The organism is Coprobacter fastidiosus (assembly GCF_982245605.1).
In genome coordinates this window covers 1-19,676 of record NZ_CEVCIF010000060.1, presented here as the reverse complement: position 1 = coordinate 19,676, position 19,676 = coordinate 1, and the positions used below count along the sequence as shown (strand labels likewise).

Annotated in this window: 15 protein-coding genes and 4 tRNA genes; 7 read left to right on the top strand and 12 right to left on the bottom strand. The window is 38.2% G+C overall.

Annotation, left to right across the window (positions count from 1 at the left end; genetic code table 11):
* Positions 1 to 64: 64 nt before the first annotated feature.
* The 4 genes from AC0UMU_RS12605 to AC0UMU_RS12590 form a co-directional block, all read right to left on the bottom strand.
* Positions 65 to 138 (bottom strand) — tRNA-Arg (locus AC0UMU_RS12605).
* Between the two features lie 30 nt (positions 139 to 168).
* Positions 169 to 241, bottom strand: a tRNA-Thr gene (locus AC0UMU_RS12600).
* Positions 242 to 338: 97 nt separating this feature from the next.
* Positions 339 to 1,871, bottom strand: coding sequence for a DUF4270 family protein (locus AC0UMU_RS12595; RefSeq protein ID WP_278716017.1), 1,533 nt, complete (start codon positions 1,869 to 1,871; stop codon positions 339 to 341).
* A gap of 9 nt (positions 1,872 to 1,880) precedes the next feature.
* On the bottom strand, positions 1,881 to 2,702 hold the full coding sequence (locus tag AC0UMU_RS12590; RefSeq protein WP_278716015.1) for a glycogen/starch synthase: 822 nt from the start codon (positions 2,700 to 2,702) through the stop codon (positions 1,881 to 1,883).
* Positions 2,703 to 3,002: 300 nt separating this feature from the next.
* Between AC0UMU_RS12590 and panC the strand changes: the two genes are divergently transcribed.
* The 7 genes from panC to AC0UMU_RS12555 all read left to right on the top strand — a co-directional run bounded on the left by panC (position 3,003) and on the right by AC0UMU_RS12555 (position 9,771).
* Complete coding sequence (gene panC / locus AC0UMU_RS12585; protein ID WP_270738610.1) at positions 3,003 to 3,848, top strand: pantoate--beta-alanine ligase; 846 nt, start codon at positions 3,003 to 3,005, stop codon at positions 3,846 to 3,848.
* 31 nt (positions 3,849 to 3,879) lie between these two features.
* Positions 3,880 to 4,230: an aspartate 1-decarboxylase gene (gene panD / locus AC0UMU_RS12580; protein WP_031258929.1), complete on the top strand. Its 351-nt coding sequence runs from the start codon at positions 3,880 to 3,882 to the stop codon at positions 4,228 to 4,230.
* 108 nt (positions 4,231 to 4,338) lie between these two features.
* Positions 4,339 to 5,664, top strand: coding sequence for an MATE family efflux transporter (locus tag AC0UMU_RS12575; RefSeq protein ID WP_423767140.1), 1,326 nt, complete (start codon positions 4,339 to 4,341; stop codon positions 5,662 to 5,664).
* 216 nt (positions 5,665 to 5,880) lie between these two features.
* Positions 5,881 to 7,203 carry a signal recognition particle protein gene (gene ffh, locus AC0UMU_RS12570; protein WP_009316655.1) on the top strand — a complete coding sequence of 441 codons (1,323 nt, stop codon included), beginning with the start codon at positions 5,881 to 5,883 and terminating at the stop codon, positions 7,201 to 7,203.
* Between the two features lie 119 nt (positions 7,204 to 7,322).
* A complete protein-coding gene (gene folD / locus AC0UMU_RS12565) occupies positions 7,323 to 8,207 on the top strand; it encodes a bifunctional methylenetetrahydrofolate dehydrogenase/methenyltetrahydrofolate cyclohydrolase FolD (protein ID WP_288640394.1) in 885 nt (294 codons plus the stop codon).
* 90 nt (positions 8,208 to 8,297) lie between these two features.
* Entirely contained in the window at positions 8,298 to 9,386 is a 1,089-nt protein-coding gene (locus AC0UMU_RS12560; RefSeq protein ID WP_288640397.1) for a CapA family protein, read from the top strand.
* 309 nt (positions 9,387 to 9,695) lie between these two features.
* Positions 9,696 to 9,771, top strand: a tRNA-His gene (locus tag AC0UMU_RS12555).
* 46 nt (positions 9,772 to 9,817) lie between these two features.
* Here AC0UMU_RS12555 and AC0UMU_RS12550 read toward each other — a convergent pair.
* The 8 genes from AC0UMU_RS12550 to AC0UMU_RS12515 form a co-directional block, all read right to left on the bottom strand.
* A complete protein-coding gene (locus AC0UMU_RS12550; RefSeq protein WP_288640399.1) occupies positions 9,818 to 10,840 on the bottom strand; it encodes an acyltransferase in 1,023 nt (340 codons plus the stop codon).
* Positions 10,841 to 10,958: 118 nt separating this feature from the next.
* Positions 10,959 to 11,032 (bottom strand) — tRNA-Arg (locus AC0UMU_RS12545).
* A 134-nt stretch (positions 11,033 to 11,166) separates the two neighbouring features.
* Positions 11,167 to 13,458 carry a patatin-like phospholipase family protein gene (locus AC0UMU_RS12540; RefSeq protein WP_022390965.1) on the bottom strand — a complete coding sequence of 764 codons (2,292 nt, stop codon included), beginning with the start codon at positions 13,456 to 13,458 and terminating at the stop codon, positions 11,167 to 11,169.
* Positions 13,459 to 13,879: 421 nt separating this feature from the next.
* Complete coding sequence (locus tag AC0UMU_RS12535; RefSeq protein ID WP_022390966.1) at positions 13,880 to 14,671, bottom strand: creatininase family protein; 792 nt, start codon at positions 14,669 to 14,671, stop codon at positions 13,880 to 13,882.
* Positions 14,661 to 15,965, bottom strand: coding sequence for a cyclically-permuted mutarotase family protein (locus AC0UMU_RS12530; protein WP_270214819.1), 1,305 nt, complete (start codon positions 15,963 to 15,965; stop codon positions 14,661 to 14,663). Before AC0UMU_RS12530 ends, AC0UMU_RS12535 begins: the two co-directional genes overlap by 11 nt.
* Before the next feature lie 110 nt (positions 15,966 to 16,075).
* A complete protein-coding gene (locus AC0UMU_RS12525) occupies positions 16,076 to 17,251 on the bottom strand; it encodes an AGE family epimerase/isomerase (protein WP_022390968.1) in 1,176 nt (391 codons plus the stop codon).
* 6 nt (positions 17,252 to 17,257) lie between these two features.
* Positions 17,258 to 18,175, bottom strand: a complete 918-nt coding sequence (locus tag AC0UMU_RS12520) for a dihydrodipicolinate synthase family protein (protein ID WP_022390969.1) — start codon at positions 18,173 to 18,175, stop codon at positions 17,258 to 17,260.
* A 24-nt stretch (positions 18,176 to 18,199) separates the two neighbouring features.
* Entirely contained in the window at positions 18,200 to 19,438 is a 1,239-nt protein-coding gene (locus AC0UMU_RS12515; RefSeq protein ID WP_473979948.1) for an MFS transporter, read from the bottom strand.
* Positions 19,439 to 19,676 lie beyond the last annotated feature (238 nt).

The following is a 19,676-nucleotide window of genomic DNA, read 5'->3' as shown; positions in this document are numbered from 1 at the left end:
TAACCTTCTGATCCGTAGTCAGATGCTCTATTCAGTTGAGCCACGGAGCCGTTTTATAAATATGTGACCGCGACAGGATTCAAACCTGTAACCTTCTGATCCGTAGTCAGATGCTCTATTCAGTTGAGCCACGCGGCCATTTCATTGCCGAATCCGGTTTTGTTTTTGAGCCGCAAGCCGGAATCGAACCGGCGACCTTTTCATTACGAGTGAAACGCTCTACCGACTGAGCTATTGCGGCGAAAACGGTGCAAAGGTAGTGCTTTTTTTCTAAAATACTACTTTTTGATGCACCAATTTTTTTCTTTTTTAGGTGCTGAATTATATATTCCTATATATCAATATGTTTTTGTACTGTAAACCATCTCAATTTTTATATTTTTTGTATCAAGTTCGACAAATGTCGGAGCTGAGATATAAGGAGTTATTGCATTGATTATTGTTCCGTAATAATCACTGGTCGTTGTAGAAAGCATAACTGGGACAAGAATGAGATCGGAGTCGATAGGATAACCGTTTTCTATGCTTCCTCCGTTGGGATTCTTTTGTATGATATTGGTAATAAATCCTCGGATGTTTCCGAAATCGTAGGTATTTGTCGTTGAATTATAAGATGCGTAGAAGTAATTCAGTCCATCGGTTAATTTGCGATCAAGGAAGAATTGATTCTTATCCATTTCTACAATATCTCCATTACTGTCGGCAACTTTTCCTCCGGCACGCATCAGTAATAGATAGGGAGGAGGGGTAAGTCCGTAGTTTGAGAAAATATCATTTGCTGATTTCTTAATAGGAATTGAGAAGTTTATTGCGTTTATCAATCCAGATACAGCTCCGGTATTTTCTGCTTCTTCCGGTACTACTTCCCGATATTTTTTTATAATGTCCGTAACCGGGAAGGTTATATGGGCATCGTAACCGTCAGGAGATTTTATAATTGCACGGTCATCGGCAATGGCATTTTCTATATAAGATGCGTTTGTCGATATGATATGGTTGATTGTCGGAACTTCATTGCTTGAAACCAAAACAGAAGTTGTCGCTTTGTTTACTACAAGGGGATGAGTTCCATCGTCATTTGTTATATCTTCATTTTCTTCCAGACCGCCACCGCCTTGGTCGTTATATACATACGTATCGTGGTATATTTTAATTACTGAAGAAAGAATATTGATCAATACGCCTTTTCCATAAGTATTTGTTACGTAAACACCTGGGAAAAAGTCTGCTATATCGCTTTCTGTTAATATGCCGCCTTTGTCATTATACAGTTTGAAAAATTCTTGTGCCAATTCTTTGGACGTGTGTCCGGGACGTGCCAATTTGATTTTGATGATTCGTGAACCATCGCTATTGATTAACGAATCAGGATAACTTTGCCGAGAAGTTGTATAGATTTGCTGTCCGAGTATTTCTTCAGGTGAGAAATAATCTGTGGGATCAAGATTGCTGTATATCGGTTTCTCAAGCACTTTATTAAGCGGATATACGCTTACTTGCATCGGGGTCAGAGAATCTCCTAAAAAGCTGCTGGGCAGAAATCCGAGTTCAAGAACCAAAGAATCCAGCATATCTTCTGTAACCAATCTGGAGTCGAATTGGGCTATCGGTCTCATCTGAGTAAGAAAATCTGCACGTATAGATCCGTAATCTACCATATCGACAGTTCCGAGCATTTGAATAATGGTACGATTCGTGACAGGACCGGCAGGAATGGAATATACCGAATCGGCTGTTGTATATGCTAAAGAGTTATCTACTTTAATAGAAATAAGTGTGTCATCGATCGATGTCCCTATTTTGTTGATGTCGTCATTACAAGAGATCGTTAAGGCGATCAGGACAAATGGTAATAACCAATTTAACTTCATACTGGTTTATTATTTATGAGCGTTTTCCCATACAACGTCATAAAATTCGTTGTATGCATCGATATAGTTTTCCGGATCTTGATAAGGTAAAAACGGTATATCGGTATTTTTAGTATATTCGAGAATATCCGGTTGCATTGTTTCGCTTGCCTGAATGACTCCGTCCGAAAAACGTATGGCCAATTTAGTGAGTTCAGAGAAATCTATCGGTTTATCGGTAAAAGTCAAGTCTTCTTTCCGTATGCCTTCCAATAGAAGTTTATCGGAGAATGATGCCGGGAAAGGAGTGTTGAAACCATTATTATAAGAAGAGTAAATAACTTTGGTATCTCTGAAACATGGGTCTTCGGCATAGGCTTTTTTAATATAAAGAGGAGCTAATGCTGTCATCCATCCGTGGCAATGGATGATGTCCGGTACCCAACGAAGCTTTTTGACAGTTTCCATTACGCCTCTGACAAAGAAAATACTTCGTTCATCGTTATCGTCAAAGCTATTTCCGTTTTCGTCTTCGGTAATGAATTTTCGCTGAAAATAATCTTCGTTATCTATAAAATATACTTGCATGCGGGCTGCCTGAATAGATGCGACCTTTATGATCAAGGGATGGTCTGTGTCATCGATAATTAGATTCATTCCCGACAGTCTTATCACTTCGTGTAATTGGTTTCTCCGTTCGTTGATATTTCCGTATTTCGGCATGAATGTCCTTATTTCACGACCTCTTTCTTGAACTCCCTGAGGAAGATAGCGGCAAACGTTCGCTATTTCCGATTCGGGCAAATAAGGAGTTATCTCTTGTGCAATAAATAATACCTTGGTGGCTTTCATTTTATAAATTCCTCTTATCTCAATATTATTTCGCAAAGATAATAAAAAAATCATCTTGAATCTCCAAATATTAGAAGTATTAACAAGCTTTCCGTTTATATCAGGTAAAAATACAGATAAAATAAGTTTTGTTAGAGCCCGTATAATTAAATCACTTTATCGGAAAATTTAGCTAAACTTTTATTGGAAAAGTCTGCTTCTTCGGTATCCTGATAGTATGTTTTTTTAATTTTCTTGTCAGAATACTTCGGGATGTGGGTTTTATTTACTTCTTTTGCACCGATTTTTAAAATTATGGCAATGGAAGTTATTACTAAAATAGCTGATTTACAGAGAAAAATAGCTGAAATACGTGCTAAAGACGGTACTGTGGGGCTTGTCCCGACTATGGGTGCATTGCATAACGGACATCTTGAATTGGTGAAACGTTGTGTAGCGGAAAACAGTATTTGTGTGGTTAGTGTATTTGTAAATCCTACTCAGTTTAATGATAAAAACGATTTATTGCATTATCCCCGTACTTTGGATGCGGATTGTAGGTTGTTGGAATCTGCAGGTTGTGCGATAGCATTTGCTCCAGAGGTTGAAGAAATGTATCCTGTTGAAGATACTCGGGTTTTTAACTTGGGAACTGTAGCGGAGGTTATGGAAGGCAAGTATCGTCCGGGACATTTTAACGGAGTCGCTCAGATTGTAAGTAAACTGTTCGATGCCGTACAGCCCGATCGGGCATATTTCGGTGAGAAAGATTTTCAACAGATTGCTGTCATACGTTCAATGGTAAAACTGTTGAATTTTCCAGTAGAAATTGTCGCATGTCCGATTGTGAGAGAAGATGATGGTATGGCATTGAGCAGCCGTAATTTGCGTCTGACCCCCCAACAGAGAAAAAATGCGGTGAGTATATCTCAGACTTTATTTAAAAGTCGTACCTTTGCCGAACAACATTCGGTTGCTGAAACGATAGATTATGTCGTGAGTACTTTGAATTCTGTGCCGGATCTAGAGGTGGAATATTTTGAAATAGTGGATGGGAATACGCTGCTTCCGGTAAATGATTGGTCAGATTCGGATTATATTGTAGGATGTATTACGGTATATTGCGGGGAGGTGAGACTGATCGATAATATTGCTTATCGTCGTTAATGGAGAACCTGAACTTTAAAATGAAATAAAAATGCTGGTAGAGGTAGTTAAATCGAAAATACATAGGGTTACGGTCACGCAAGCCGATTTGAATTATATCGGTAGTATTACGATTGATGAAGATTTGATGGATGCTGCAAATATTATTGCTAACGAGAAAGTGTATATTGTAAACAATAATAATGGTGAACGTTTTTCTACTTATGTTATTAAAGGGGAACGTGGTTCAGGAGTTATCTGTTTGAATGGAGCTGCTGCCCGTAAAGTGCAACCCGGAGATGTCGTGATTATCATGGCTTATGCGATGATGGATTTTGAAGAAGCTAAACACTTTACTCCTGCTGTAATATTTCCCGATACAAAGACAAATAAGCTGATTTAATATTGAAAATAAGAAAATTCGGAATTTGTGACTTGACATTTCCGATAGAGATAAATTAAGAAAACCCGTCATTTCGATGGGTTTTCTTTCACTTAGACAATATTGTAAATTATGTATGCAAAAAAAGATATCTGGAAAATATCTTATCCCATATTGATCAGTCTCGTTGTTCAGAATTTGATTAACATTACTGATACGGCATATTTAGGGCATGTCGGAGAAGTCGAATTGGGAGCTTCGGCTTTGGCCGGTGTTTTCTATATGGCTATCTATATGATAGGATTCGGGTTCAGTATCGGTTCTCAAATTCTTATCGGCAGACGTAACGGAGAGAAACGTTATGACAGTATCGGAACGATAGTTGTGCAGGGAAGCTTGTTTTTGGTTATTCTCGCATTTGTGTTGTTCGGTATTTCTCATTTTTATGCTCCTCATCTAATGCGGAGTATCATTTCATCAGAGGTAGTTTTCAGTGCGACCATGCAATATCTCGATTATCGGATATATGGGTTATTCTTTTCTTTTGTCGCAGTTATGTTCCGTGCGTTTTATGTCGGAATAACTCGGACGAAGATATTGACAGTGAATGCATTGGTAATGGCTGTTGCAAATATTGTATTCAATTATATGTTTATTTTCGGGAAGTGGGGATGTCCTCAAATGGGAATAGCCGGGGCAGCTTTAGGTTCTGTACTTGCTGAAGCTCTTTCGCTGTTTTTCTTTATTATTTATACGATTTGCAAAGCAGATATTCATAGATATGCTTTTTTTGAGACGATACATGTCGATGTTAAAGTAATTGCCCGTATATTGAATATCTCGGTATGGACTATGTTGCAATCTTTTCTGCCTATTATCACATGGTTCTTTTTCTTTATTTCTATAGAACATTTGGGAGAAAGACCTTTGGCTATATCGAATATCGTGCGTAGTATATCGACGTTGTTTTTTATGCCTGTGAATGCATTTGCAGTCACTGCAAGTTCGTTGGTGAGTAATGCAATCGGTGCGGGAAAACCGAAAGAGGTGATGCCTATAAGCCGTCGGATAATAGGTCTTTGTTATATGATTGTTATTCCGATGATGGCGTTGGTCTATTTGATACCTGCACCTGTTTTGAGGATATATACCGATTCTGCATCTTTACTTCAAGATTGCATTCCTGCACTGTATGTGATGTTGGGATATTATTTTATTGCCGTGCCGGGAAGTGTTTGGTTCAATACGATGTCGGGGACGGGAAATACACGTTCTGCGTTGTTGGCAGAATTGGTTACGGCTGTTGCTTATACTTTGGCCATTTATTTTCTGATATTCCGTTTGCGACCTAATATTGCAGCATGTTGGATCGTAGAGTATGTTTATTGGGGAGTTTTGTTGTTGTTTTCGGTCATATATTTGAAAAAAGCCGATTGGTGGAATAAGAAGATATAGAGTCTGTTTCAATTTTGTTCATGTCGGGTTTGAGAGGGTGTTGTCTTGTTTTTAAAAGAGGATGCGAGCTATCTGGCAGGTGAAAATGGGAAATAGACCGAAAGAAAACATAGAGAAGACCTGATCTTCCTTATTGGAAAATTTAAACAGGCTGATAGATAATCTCAACCTTTTTTGTATTTTTGCATTTTCAGAAATTAAAATAGAAATATTACCATGTTTGAGAATCTTAGTGACAGACTTGAGCGGTCATTTAAAATATTGAAAGGTGAGGGCAAAATTACGGAAATTAATGTTGCCGAAACTTTGAAAGATGTGCGGAAAGCTTTGCTCGATGCCGATGTTAACTATAAAGTTGCTAAGCAATTTACCGATACTGTTAAGGCTAAAGCCTTAGGAATGGATGTCCTTACGGCTGTGAAGCCGAGCCAGTTAATGGTTAAAATCGTTCATGATGAGTTGGCTTTGTTAATGGGGGGAGATTCTGTCGACGTCAATATTACCGGATCTCCGGCAGTAATATTGATGTCAGGTCTGCAAGGTTCGGGTAAAACGACCTTTTCCGGTAAGTTGGCTCAACTGCTTAAGGGAAAACGCGGAAAGAAGCCTTTATTGGTGGCTTGTGATGTTTATCGTCCTGCTGCAATCGAACAGTTGAAAGTGTTGGGTGAACAGATCGGCATTCCGGTTTATAGCGAACCGGATTGTAAAAACCCCGTTCAGATTGCACAGAATGCTATTAAACAAGCTCGTCAGGACGGACAGGATTTGGTCATTGTCGATACGGCCGGACGCCTCGCTGTGGATGAAGAGATGATGCGTGAGATAAAAGCGATCAAAGATGCCATAAACCCGAATGAAATACTGTTCGTTGTCGATTCTATGACAGGGCAGGATGCTGTTAATACAGCGAAAGAGTTTAATGATCGTCTTGATTTTACCGGTGTCGTTCTTACCAAGTTAGATGGAGATACTCGTGGTGGTGCGGCGTTATCGATTCGGACGGTTGTCAACAAACCGATAAAATTTGTGGGAACAGGCGAGAAGATGGATGCTCTCGATGTTTTCCATCCGGCACGTATGGCAGACCGTATTCTCGGAATGGGTGATATTGTTTCTTTAGTGGAACGGGCTCAAGAACAATATGATGAAGAGGAAGCGAAGCGATTACAAAAGAAAATTGCGAAAAACCAGTTTGATTTTAACGATTTTATCAGCCAGATACAGCAGATCAAGAAGATGGGTAATCTGAAGGACCTTGCTTCGATGATACCGGGTGTCGGTAAAGCGATTAAAGATATAGATATTGATGACAACGCATTTAAAAGCGTCGAAGCCATTATTTATTCGATGACTCCGAAAGAAAGGAGTAATCCTGAATTGTTGAACGGCAGCCGTCGTCAAAGAATAGCAAAAGGTAGCGGAACATCAATACAGGAAGTTAATCGGTTGATAAAACAATTTGACCAGACACGGAAAATGATGAAAATGGTAGCAGGTGGAAAAATGGGAAAAATGATGCCCAGAATGAAACGCTGATATGAATTTGGATATAGGAGAGGAGAGAGTTTTTTACTTTCTCCTTTCTTTATTTTGTAATATGAGTGGAGTCTATTATATTTGTTTTGATTGATCTAAAAACTTGAAAATTAAATAATATGCAATTAATCGACGGGAAAGCCATTGCCGATCAGGTAAAACAGGAAATTGCTCAGGAGGTTGAGCAAATTAAAGCAGCGGGAGGGAAAATACCCCATTTAGCGGCTGTATTAGTGGGGCATGATGGAGGAAGTGAAACTTATGTTGCCCATAAAGTAAAAGCATGCGAACAATGCGGATTCAAATCTACATTAATTCGTTTTGAGAGTGATGTAACAGAGGAAGAGTTGCTCAGAGAGGTAGATAGATTGAATAAAGATGAAGATATAGACGGATTTATCGTACAACTTCCTTTACCTAAGCATATTTCGGAACAAAAGGTGATTGAGGCAATTGATTATCGGAAAGATGTGGACGGATTTCACCCGATTAATGTCGGACGTATGTCTATCGGACTGCCTTGTTTCGTGTCGGCGACTCCGGCAGGTATAATGGAACTGTTGAAACGTTATAACATTGATACGAAAGGGAAACATTGTGTCGTATTGGGGCGTAGTAATATCGTTGGGAAACCGGTTGCGACGTTGATGATGCAAAAGTCAAATCCAGGAAATGCGACAGTTACCGTATGTCATAGTTACTCTGAAAATCTCAAGGAAATGTGTCTGCAGGCAGACATCATTATTGCAGCTTTGGGAGTTCCTGAATTTTTGAAAGGGGATATGGTAAAAGAGGGAGTTACCGTTATAGATGTCGGTACGACGAGAGTTCCTTCGGATAAAACAAAATCGGGATTTAAGTTGACCGGTGATGTGAAGTTTGATGAGGTTGCTCCGAAGTGTGCATATATCACTCCTGTTCCCGGAGGTGTCGGTCCTATGACAATCGTTTCTTTAATGCGTAATACACTGTTGGCTGGAAAGAAAGCAGTCTATAAAGATTGACGAATTAAGAAAGAGAATAAACTATCCTGTTTTAATATTTTGAAATTAAAGCAGGATAGTTTATTTTTATAACCGTATAAATTCTAATTTATGAAAACACGATTTTATCTCCTGTCCCTTTTCTTTTTAGTTTCAGTATATATACAAGCTCAACAACGTATTACGCTTTTGTTTGCAGGAGATGCGATGCAACATCTGGCACAAATAGAGGATGCCCGGACTCCATCGGGGTATAATTATGATTCATGTTTCGTACAAATCAAGAATGAAATACAATCTGCAGGATTGGCTGTTGTCAATTTGGAAGTTCCTTTAGGCGGATTTCCGTATTCCGGTTATCCTCAGTTTTGTGCTCCGGATGCTTTTGCTCAGGCTCTCAAAAAGGCCGGATTTGATCTGTTTTTAACGGCAAACAATCATTGTCTTGATCGTCGGGAAAAGGGACTGGAGCGTACTATACGGCAATTAGATTCTTTAGAGGTTTTTCGTGCAGGAACGTATTGTTCTGAGAATGAACGTAAACGTTTACATCCTTTACTTTTACGAAAAAACGGAATGCGATTGGCTTTTTTGAATTATACTTATGGTACAAATGGAATACAGGTACGTCCTCCTTATATCGTTAATTATATACAACTCGAGAATATATTACGAGACGTAGAAACAGCAAAGAAAAACGGAGCTGATGTGATTATTGTGTGTCCTCATTGGGGGGACGAGTATCGAACTCTACCGAATGTTTTACAAAAAGAATTAGCGGATACATTGGTCGATGCCGGAGTACATCTTATAGTGGGAGCACATCCTCACGTCGTACAGCCGATTGAAGCTCGTTTGGATTCTATAGGTAGAATTAAGTCTGTAGTCGCATATTCTTTAGGTAATTTTATTTCCAATATGAAAACCCGGACAACAATGGGAAGTATTGTTTTTAAAGTTGATGTCGTAAAGGATTCGTCGGATATTCGTATCGAAAATCCTCGTTATGCTCTGATATTTACTCAGCGACCTGTACATGTTCCAGAACAAGGTTTTGTCGTACTTCCGGCTGCTCGTTGGCTGGCTAAAGGTGATTCGATGCCATCATCTTTGTCGATTCCTTTAACCCGTTTTGTTCAAGACACAAGGAAACTTTTTCCACAACAAAATAAAGGCACGGTTACAGAGTATGAGTTTTAGAGAGGCTTAGAAACCGGTTTAAATTTTCTAATAAAGAAAAATTCTCAGACCATTTTTGTGTTTTTTTCGGTCTGTCTCCCTATTTTCACTCATCAGATAGCCTGCTATTTTCTTTTCGTAAAAACAACAAAATATCCTCGAGAGAGACTCTCAAAACTGTTCTAAACAAAATTAAACAGACTCTTAGGGTCTGTTTCTGAGTAAATAAAAGTGGGATTACAAAAATCTGATTTGGTTTTTGATAAAAAAGTATAGTTTACTATTGTATGTTTCAAAAATAAATACTATCTTTGCATCGCAATTGAAAATGGTGAATGTAGCTCAGTTGGTTAGAGCATTGGATTGTGGTTCCAAGGGTCGTGGGTTCGAGCCCCATCTTTCACCCTTCTTTAAATTAAATAAGAGGTCAGGTTTATCTGGCCTCTTTTGTTTTATCCCGAAATATATTTTCCGATTCTGGGAATTTTGTGAATTGTCATTATCAATAAAAGAGATAGAAGCAGACAAGAAATTACTAATATCGGAATACCTATTGCCGGATGTATATAATAGGTATATTTAATCCAATATACAGATTTTAATTGCTCTAATACATATACATGGCATAAATAAATTCCATAACTGTAAGTACATATCCATTTTCCGGGAATTTTTTCTTTTTTGAATTCGATATGTTTGAATAATAAAAAAATTCCGAAAGACATGAGCATAACAGTCGGAGAGAGGCAATTAAAAAATAGTTCGTCGGTTTTTCCTTTATATAGAGAGAGGATGTAAGTCCCGGATAAAGTTAGAAATATTCCGATGATAATAGCTGCAATTGAAAATTTGCGTATTATTTGATGAGGTTTATGAAATTTGAGTATCGATAAATAATAACCGGCAATAGGATATCCCAAGTAGTAAAAAAATTCGATATTGAGACTTTTTACCAATTTACCGGTTTCGTTAGTCAGCCTTAGTAGAAGTAATATTCCCCAGAACAACAAAATAATTCGAATACTTTGGGTAGATATATTCTGTACCCATATACGTACTGCGGGAATAGCCAAATATATTCCCACAAGCATGTAAATATACCAGAGGTGATAACTGCTTCCGGAACATATTCCGTTCAATAACCGATAAAATTTTTCGGATAGAGATATGTTTACGGGGAGATTATGGAAATAGTATATTGTCAGCCATAATAAAAAAGGAATAAGTATGCGGTGCAACCTCTTTGAGTAAAAGCTTTTCATATCCTCTTTTTTAGGCAGTAGTAAAGCTCCCGAAATCATTAAAAATATCGGAACTCCAAATCTTGCTATTGTGTCGAAAAATGTGGCGATCCACCATGACTCGCTTCCGATAGGTCTATGGTAAAATAATGTGCTTGATGCGTGTATGGTAATTACGGCAATTGTTGCTAATGTCCTTAGTTTATTATAATATATTGTGTCGTTTATTGACATTTGTTTGGGTAAGTTGTGGAATGCTTTTAAAATAGCAGTATATATGATAATTCTTTACAAGATAAAATAGATTTAAATGAAAAATCCTTCAAGCAATTTTGCTTAAAGGATTTTTTTGTGACTCCGACAGGATTCAAACCTGTAACCTTCTGATCCGTAGTCAGATGCTCTATTCAGTTGAGCCACGGAGCCGTTTTTCGGATGCAAAGATATAAATAATTTTTGTTTTGCAAATAATAAATCAGAATCTTTTTTTGCAGAAAATAGATTATGCAAATCACGAGATGATAACGCTTGAAATGTTCGGGCTAAATTTAAACGAGTTTTTATTCTAAGAATTTAGGATTATATAATAATAGTCCTAACCCGATGCCGAAGTTCCAGTTCTTCTTGGGATAACTATAATGATTAGTATAGATACTGATCGAGGCAAAAGGCAGATCGTACACTAAAGCAATTTCTCCCATATATTTAAAAGAGTTCATGAAGCGTCCGTAATAAGGCTGATTGTTTTTACCTTGTTTAATTTCAAAAAAGGGTACAAATCCATATAACTCTGTACGTAATTGTAAATTGTTAATGATTTTCCAAATAGGGAGAATCCCGGCAGCAATATATTGGTTTGCTCTAAAAGCCTCATTAAAGACCATTTTGCTGTGCGGGGTAGGAGTGAATGCCGGAGCTTGAATAATAGTAGCAGTATAATTACTGAAAAAGTTTTTGCTGGAAACAACTATTTCACTGCGTACTCCGAGTGTGAATTTGGGTGCGGTATTGAAATATTGATCGTAAGTTCCAGAAAGTTGCAACCATGAGTGAGTTGCTTTTTCAGTGTGTAAATTGGGGTCGGAGGGTCTGAACATTTCTCGTCCATAAACGGCCTCTCCGATTACGGAAACTCGATTTCCTGTTACCGGAAACATAAAACTGTTCAGAGTATTTTTTTCAAAACGTAGTGACCCCATTGCCAATCGATAAGAACTTCTATCTGCCTGAATTTGTGAATAGTCAACCGTATTTGATTGGTAATATTTGTCATATAAATATCCGTATCCTAACGTTACTTCGGTTTTTGCGTTTGTAAGGAACGGAAGACCCATACGGAGTTTTACGTAATTTTCGCTTTGAGTGATAAATGTCGGAGATTCTTCGATTTGAAAAAGTTTTTCACTTTCGTAATATTTCTTTTTGGACACTACTCCGATAAATTTCAGGTACATAGGTATTGTTCCCGGCAGTTCGAAACGAGCGGAGGCCAATCCTGTATTATACGATCTTCCGAATTGTCCGTTTAAGTCGAAATCCAAAGAATAGAGACTTAAAGTTCTGTATTTTGCTCCTAAATAGATTTGATTGGTATTTCCTGAAGAGATATATCCTCCTAATCCTATGGCTATATTATCCTCGAGCTTTGCATTCAATAAAAGTTTGAAGTTCCCGGATTCTTCATCGTATACAGCGTGTGGAATAAGATCGGAGATTTTCGAATCGGAGAGTAGTTTGTAGTAAGATTGTTTGACATCTTCTTGATCGAGGAGTTTATTTTCGTCTAATTGAAACTGTTTACGAATATAATTTTGTTGAGAGTGATTGCCTCCTTTAATAGATATATCTTCGAATAAGAGTTCCGGAGTTTTGCTTTTGAATACCATTCTTTGGAGTTTCCGTGTTTCAGATGGCAGTTCTCTGGGTATTCTTGATTTTATAGAATCCATCATCGACACGGCTTTATCATATCCGATTTTGAAAATTTGGTCTGCTTTCGGAAAATCGAGGAGATTATACTCTTTTAAATTGAAATCGATTAGAATTCCGTCTTCTTCTTTTATCTTATAATCTGTCTTTTGCATGACCATATTTTCGATTTGTGCCATGAGATTATCTTCCTTAGGCTTTTCAGGATTTGAAGATACATTGCTTCCAATGATAATATCCGGATTGAAGTCCTTTTTCATGACATCTATCGGGAAATTATTATAGATACCTCCATCATATAGCAATACACTATCTATTTCGATAGGTTTAAATACGAATGGGAAACTCATAGAGGCACGTACGGCATCACCTAAATCTCCTTTTTCGAATATAACCGGACGTTTATGGTAAACATCCGAAGCTACGGCCCGGAACGGTACGAACAAATTGTTGAAATTTCCTCCTGATTGTGCTGTATAAGGAGCAAATATACGCATGAATGCCAAATTCATCGGGAGAGGATTTATTAAACTTTTGGGCAAAAAATGCGGCGTTATTTTACTGGAATCTTTCAAACCTATTTTGAAAGAAGCAAATTCAGGTGTTTGATCGGGTTTTTTGAAGTAGTAGATATATTTTTCTTCCATTTTTCCTGTTGACCAAGATGCAAAATCATCGGACTTTATCAGTTCGATCATTTCGGCAGGAGTATATCCCATTGCATATAAAGCGCCTACGATAGCACCCATTGAAGTTCCTGCAATGTAATCGATGGGAACATTGTTCTCCTCAAGAGCTTGGATAATTCCGATATGAGCGATTCCTTTCGCCCCGCCTCCGCTGAGTACTAATCCGACAGTTTGAGAAAAAGAAACGGATGAAAGTGTCAAAAATGCGGTAAATATGAGCAAGAATCTTTTCATATACAGTTTTCAGTCAAAAAGAATAATCAGTCAAATGTACAGATTTTTTTAGAACAAATCTTTATGGATAAAATGATTTTGAGATACTATATACTTTTTTTAATTGATATGCTTAAATAGCAAAAGAACAGTTATCCGTTTAACAAAATTACTTTTTTGCTTGTTCTTTGTTTTATGAAATATTTTCTTTCGCTTTATTTCCGATCTTGTTTTTTGTTGGGACAGATCGGTATTGATAGAAGAGATAGATTCAAAAACTGTATTTCTGTTTTCAGGGATAGGAGATTTATTATTTATCGAGTATTAATTTTTGTCAGTTATAAGAGCCGGCTTAAACTTTGTTCAAGCAAAATTCAGGCCGGCTTGTAAATACTATATTTTGTTTTGCCTATTTATCTTATGTATATCTTATCGGTTATTATTATTTATCGTTTTCTTTTTCATAAATTCCTGTTTCTTCTATTCGACTGAGCTCGGCAAATAACTGGGCATATTTATCGGCTATGGCATTGGCAAAGCATTTTCCTTTTTCTGCTGTGGAGAGAGCCGGATCGCCGATACCGGTATCTTCAGATACTTTTTGCCAATTGCGAGGTATCCAAGCAACTTTTTCTCTTAGAGATTCTAAAGCGAATGATTTATATTTCCCTTTACCGGCGTTTTTGAGATTGACTAATTCCGGATAATAATGCATCATGACCGAAGTTTCTACTTCATCTGCATGATCTCCCGGAGTGTCGAAATATTGTTTTGCCGGGAGTACTGTATACCATTCACTTGTGGCAATTAAAAAATCCGGATAATCTATTGACAGATCTCGGATCATATTTTTAAAGCAATTTCCACCATGACCGTTAATGATGACTAACTTATTGATCCCTTGTATGTGGAGAGACGAGACAATATCTGTCAGAATTGCTTTTTGAGTCTCATAACGGGCATGTATGCAGAAACTTAATTCCCGCTGACCCGGGTTTTGAGCACCCAAAGTAATCGGAGGCATAACCATACTGTTTACGCCGAAATGATCTTTTGCGATTTTTGCTGCATCGACAGCGATACTATGCGATAAAATACAGTCGGTTAAATACGGTAAATGCAAATTATGCGGTTCGGTAGCTCCCCATGGCAATATGACCAGATCATATTTTTTATTTAATACATCTCCAAATGAAGATACTAAAAGATCAGTTCCTTTATTTTTAATATTCATTTTTATTAGGGATAATTCGGTTTGTTGGTTTTGAATTTGTTTCTGTTTTTAGCAGAATTCTTGTTATATCCGGAGTACGAATGCCGGGTTTTAGTTCCCCGTTGATAAGTAAATAACCATAGCCGTCGAAAATGAGAGATGCTCCGGCTCTGGCAGTCTCAGATACTTTTGCAATTTCTTTCCATCTTTTTTGACGAGAGTTATATACCAGTAAACGATTATTGAAACGATACCATTCTATGGGATGTAACAGGTAGTCGGGAGCATTGTGTTTAAGGGCTTGTAAAAATATATCTTTGTTTACTCCTCCTGTACATAATATCAAGCTGTCGGATAAGGCAATGATGCTACCACCTCCTAAAGAAACTGTCTCTCCTTCGTTGTTTGTAGGATCGGGTAATGAAACCCATTTTTTTGTACTTGGAGAATAAGCATAACCGTCTGTCGATAAAGTTGCCTGTCGATTTCCGTCAGAAGTAGAGAAGCCTCCCCATAAACAAAATATTTGTTCTCCGTGTGGGCCGACTTGTGCTGCACTGACGGCTTGTATGCGTGGAGATCTCGGGAAGTCCTGTAATTTTTGCCAGCCTTTTGAAAGACTGTCTAAATCTAAACAATAAAGATCGTTACAAGGGATACCGTTTTTATTACCTCCGGCTACATACACTACGTTGCCGAGCAATGAACCTGTCATGTTGTCTAAAGTACAAGGTAAGGCCGGTAAAGTTTCCAATACAGCTTTTTTGTTTTTTAGTGTAATTCTATATACTGTATTCAGCCTTTTTTTTGCATTCATGCCTCCAATACAAAGAATACCGTCGGGTGTAGATATGGTAACACCATAGGCAACATCTTGAGGAAATTCTCCGATTTTTTCCCATGTGAAAAGCGAGTCTTCGGTAACTTCGGCGGCATATATACTTCGGTAATATTTTTTAGTTCCTCCGTCTGCCGCCGAAATATCGGGAAAATTGCATCCTCCTCCTATCATCAGTGTACTATGTCCGTTGAAAATACCGGCAAAACAGGCAGAAATGCCTTTTGTAAAATCTTTTTCTTTGTCAGGAAATCCTTTTATCCGGTAAACGTAATCGAGTCTGACCGGAAATTCCAAAATTTCTGCTTGAAAAGAGGATACTGGGATATTGCATTCTGAATCATATATGATTTTGTAATCGGTTTTGGGGGATTTAGGCTCTTTTTTTATTTCAGAGTATGTATATGACTCTTCTCCGGCAAAACTTGGCAGGAAGAATAAAGACATATAGAAAAAAAAGACGATTCTTTTTGTCATTTATTTATCGTTCAGGAATAAATATTGTGCCTTGGCATAACTAACTGAGTAAACTCGTTGTTTTGCTCTTGGTGTGCAAATTATTTTATAAATGAGTCCCCATGTTATTTTCAAATCATTTCTTTACAAAGCATATAGCTGCATATCATCATTCTCGGAATATGAAAAGGCCCTTTGAATAAGTTCCCTTTGGCGGGTTGGGCTACTGTTCCGTCACGATGCAGATAGCCATACCATTCCCCGAATTTTTTATCCGGAAAATGAGAATAAGTCCAATCGCTGATCTGTTTATGCATAACAAGATATTTATCGTCATGCGTAGCTCGATAAGCATATAGTGTAGCGATGATGGCTTCTGTTTGCGGCCACCAGAATTTCATATCTTGAGAATAGTCTTGAGGTGGAAAATTTTTGCAGTCACGAAAGTTGATAATGCCGCCGTATTCTTTATCCCAGCCCCATTCCCAAGACCAGTCGAGAATTTGTAGAGCCAATTGTACTAAGTCTTTATCCCAGTTCCTGTGTCGGGCTTCTTCCATAATAAACCATGAAGTCTCAATGCAATGTCCCGGATTAATGGTTCGACCGTTGCAAGTATCTATCAGTTCTCCCTTAGGACCGACCATTTCGAGTAAAGCTTTAAATTCGGGATGCATGAAATATTGACGTATAGAGGTCAGAGATTCATTTATTTGTCGGTCGAGTACAGGATCTTCAATTACTTCCCGTATTCGAGATGCCGTGTTGATGAGGATCATTGTGATCGAGTGTCCGCGAGATTGCAGTGTCGGTAAATATTTCGGTTCTAAAAAACCGGGTGTAGAGAGAAACTTGAGAGTCCTCTTAAATATCTCCAATGCCTTTGTTGCATAGCTTTTGTCTCCGGAGGCTATGGCATATTCCGACATTGCGATAGCGGCAAAACATTCAGAAAAAACATAACGTCTTTTTCGTAAAGGTATTCCCTCTTCTGTTACTTCGAAAAACAGATGTCCGTCAATATCGGTACAATGAGTCTCTATGAAATCGATGCAACTTTTGGACGCAGCCAGCCATTCTTGTTTTTTTTCTATGTGATTGTAGGCATAAGATGCGATAAAACCGAAACGCCCCTGAAACCATACCGATTTTGTGGAGTCCATTAATTTGCCGTCTCGGTCGAGACAGGTATATATTCCGCCATGTTTACGATCGAGACCGAATTTCATCCAAAAGGGCATTATGTTCTCTATGAGATCATTTCGATAAGCAGCAGCCCATGTATCTAAATATTTTGTTATATCCATCTTTGTCTAAAGTTTGTTACAACGATCAAAAAAGTTGATAGCTTCAAGTTCGGCTTTCATTTGAATTTCTTCTTCTTCAGTCATATTTTGAAAAGGCGTTCGGTTTTTGCCTAAATCCAGACCGATAAGTTTCATAATGCGTTTCCCGCCTACAATATTGCCCCGATAGCGGCATATGACATTTATTACTTCTTGAGAGAAGTTCTGGCGTTCGCGTGCCAACTCGAGATCTCCTTTTTCCCAAGCATCAATGATTCCAACCAGTTCTCGACCGTTATAATTCGTTGTTCCGCCGATGCCTCCACGTGCACCTCCCATAGCCAGGCAAGGCAATATCGTTTCGTCTTGTCCGTGTAGCATATCATATTTTCCTCCTTTGTAAAGCCGGCATTGATTATATTCATACATGCTTTCGAATGTATATTTGATACCGGCAAAATTAAGAATCCGCCCGTCAACAGCCTCCAATAATTTTACCATAGGAAGAAAAGCTCCGTTAAAGGCCGGAATATGGTAATAGTAGAATGGCAAATTCGGAGCTCCTATTGCGATCTCTTCGATATATTTCACCAATTCTTCGATACGTCCGATTTTAGGGAAAGGAGGAGCCATCGCTCCAATACCCCATGCGCCTATTTTTTGTGCATGTTCAGCCAAAATTCGACTTGATCTTACACAGCAACTGCCTACATGAACTATGACTTTAAACCCGTCTGGAGCTGCGACCATCCAATGTTCGGCCAGTTTCATTCGTTCATCTTCCGTCAGCATATAGCCTTCTCCTGAAGAACCGTTGATGAATACACCCTGTAATCCGTTTTTTTTGAGCATTTTTGCATATGCATCGATCGGTTCGTAGTTTACCTCTCCATTTTCATAGAATGGAGTAAACGGAGCATCTATAAGACCTTTAATTTTTTCCATAGTAGTTATGTTTTAATGTATGATTTATTCCATATTATCTGTCTTGGGACGAAGAAAATAAACTTGCAAGAGCAATGCTGCAAGAACGACGATACTGAGTAAGGCAAAACCTATGCCTAAATTCCCTCCGTCGGTCCATTTACCTAATTGTTCTGTTACGGCTGCACTGGCAAATACACCGGTCATATTCATGATACCGTAGGCAGTTCCGCGATATTTTGCGGATATAAATTGACATAAGATAGGCATATTATTGGCATCGAAAATACCGAACCCTATTCCGAAAAGTAACCCTGCACCGACAACTGCCATAAAACTTTCTCCAAAGCCGAGTAACATTAGAGCCGGAATTGTCATCCCTAAACCGATAGCTCCTGTGTAAACCCTTCCGCGAATATTTTTCTGTACCCAACGATCCGATAAAATACCACCGACAATAACTCCTATAAATGAAGAGACGGCAATGGTAATCGTAGATATAGGACCGGCTTCGGACATGGGAATATTCAGTGTCTCGGAAAATAATGTGGGTAACCAGTTTTTTGTTGCCCATCCGGGAAGACTGGGTGCGGCAAAATAGAAAAGAATGATCCAAAAAGCCCATGTCGAGAAAAGAACAGATAATCCGCTGAACAAAGAGATTTTCTTTTCTGTATTATTAATTGGGATATTTGTCTTTTTAATATTATGAGCCGGATTTTCTCTTAATGCGAACATGAGAATCAGAGAGTAGGCGATACCTATGATTCCGAACCAATGAAAAGTGGAATGCCATGAAAATGTTGCTGCGATTGTAGCTCCGAAACCACCGACTGCCTGTCCTACATATAATCCCGTCATGTGTATGCCTATGGCCAATGATCTGGATTTTCCTTGATGCCAGTCTGCGATAAGCGATAACGCTGATGGAATGTAAAGAGCCTCGCTTATTCCCATTAAAGCTCTTAACCAATATAGCTCCTGAAAACTGTCTGCATATCCCATTAGATAGGTGACTGTTGACCAGACAAACAAGCTTCCGACTATCAGCCATTTTCTGTTCAGACGATCGGCGATCATCCCCGAAATGGGGCTCATAAAGCCGTAAATCCATAAAAAAACGGCCATTAAAGCACCGAAAGCTTCGGCTTTGTTTAGCTCAGAAATGTCGATTTTCATTGCTTCTTGCATGGTGGAGAGCATTTGACGATCCATATAATTGAGTAGGGCAACGACCCATAGCAAACCGACTACCACCCAGGGATACCAATTGTTGTTTTTCATAAGTATTACTGTTTTTTCAAGTATTATAAATAATGAGACAAATATAAATGATTTTTCGTTAATACAAAAAGCTATTTTTTAATAAAAAGCAATAAGTAGCAGAACCTTTATGAATTATTGTATTGGCAGTAAACGAGTAAAATACCTAAAAAAATATACTTTGGAGTAGAATTATCTGTTTGGGAGGGTGTATCAAAATTCCGATACATCCTCTTTTCATATCCATCGGTAAAGAATG

Coding starts and splice junctions, on each gene's coding strand:
- AC0UMU_RS12595 (WP_278716017.1), bottom strand. CDS start 1,871: ATGAAGTTAAATTGGTTATTACCATTTGTCCTGATCGCCTTAACGATC.
- AC0UMU_RS12590 (WP_278716015.1), bottom strand. CDS start 2,702: ATGAAAGCCACCAAGGTATTATTTATTGCACAAGAGATAACTCCTTAT.
- panC (WP_270738610.1), top strand. CDS start 3,003: ATGGAAGTTATTACTAAAATAGCTGATTTACAGAGAAAAATAGCTGAA.
- panD (WP_031258929.1), top strand. CDS start 3,880: ATGCTGGTAGAGGTAGTTAAATCGAAAATACATAGGGTTACGGTCACG.
- ffh (WP_009316655.1), top strand. CDS start 5,881: ATGTTTGAGAATCTTAGTGACAGACTTGAGCGGTCATTTAAAATATTG.
- folD (WP_288640394.1), top strand. CDS start 7,323: ATGCAATTAATCGACGGGAAAGCCATTGCCGATCAGGTAAAACAGGAA.
- AC0UMU_RS12560 (WP_288640397.1), top strand. CDS start 8,298: ATGAAAACACGATTTTATCTCCTGTCCCTTTTCTTTTTAGTTTCAGTA.
- AC0UMU_RS12550 (WP_288640399.1), bottom strand. CDS start 10,840: ATGTCAATAAACGACACAATATATTATAATAAACTAAGGACATTAGCA.
- AC0UMU_RS12540 (WP_022390965.1), bottom strand. CDS start 13,458: ATGAAAAGATTCTTGCTCATATTTACCGCATTTTTGACACTTTCATCC.
- AC0UMU_RS12535 (WP_022390966.1), bottom strand. CDS start 14,671: ATGAATATTAAAAATAAAGGAACTGATCTTTTAGTATCTTCATTTGGA.
- AC0UMU_RS12530 (WP_270214819.1), bottom strand. CDS start 15,965: ATGACAAAAAGAATCGTCTTTTTTTTCTATATGTCTTTATTCTTCCTG.
- AC0UMU_RS12525 (WP_022390968.1), bottom strand. CDS start 17,251: ATGGATATAACAAAATATTTAGATACATGGGCTGCTGCTTATCGAAAT.
- AC0UMU_RS12520 (WP_022390969.1), bottom strand. CDS start 18,175: ATGGAAAAAATTAAAGGTCTTATAGATGCTCCGTTTACTCCATTCTAT.
- AC0UMU_RS12515 (WP_473979948.1), bottom strand. CDS start 19,438: ATGAAAAACAACAATTGGTATCCCTGGGTGGTAGTCGGTTTGCTATGG.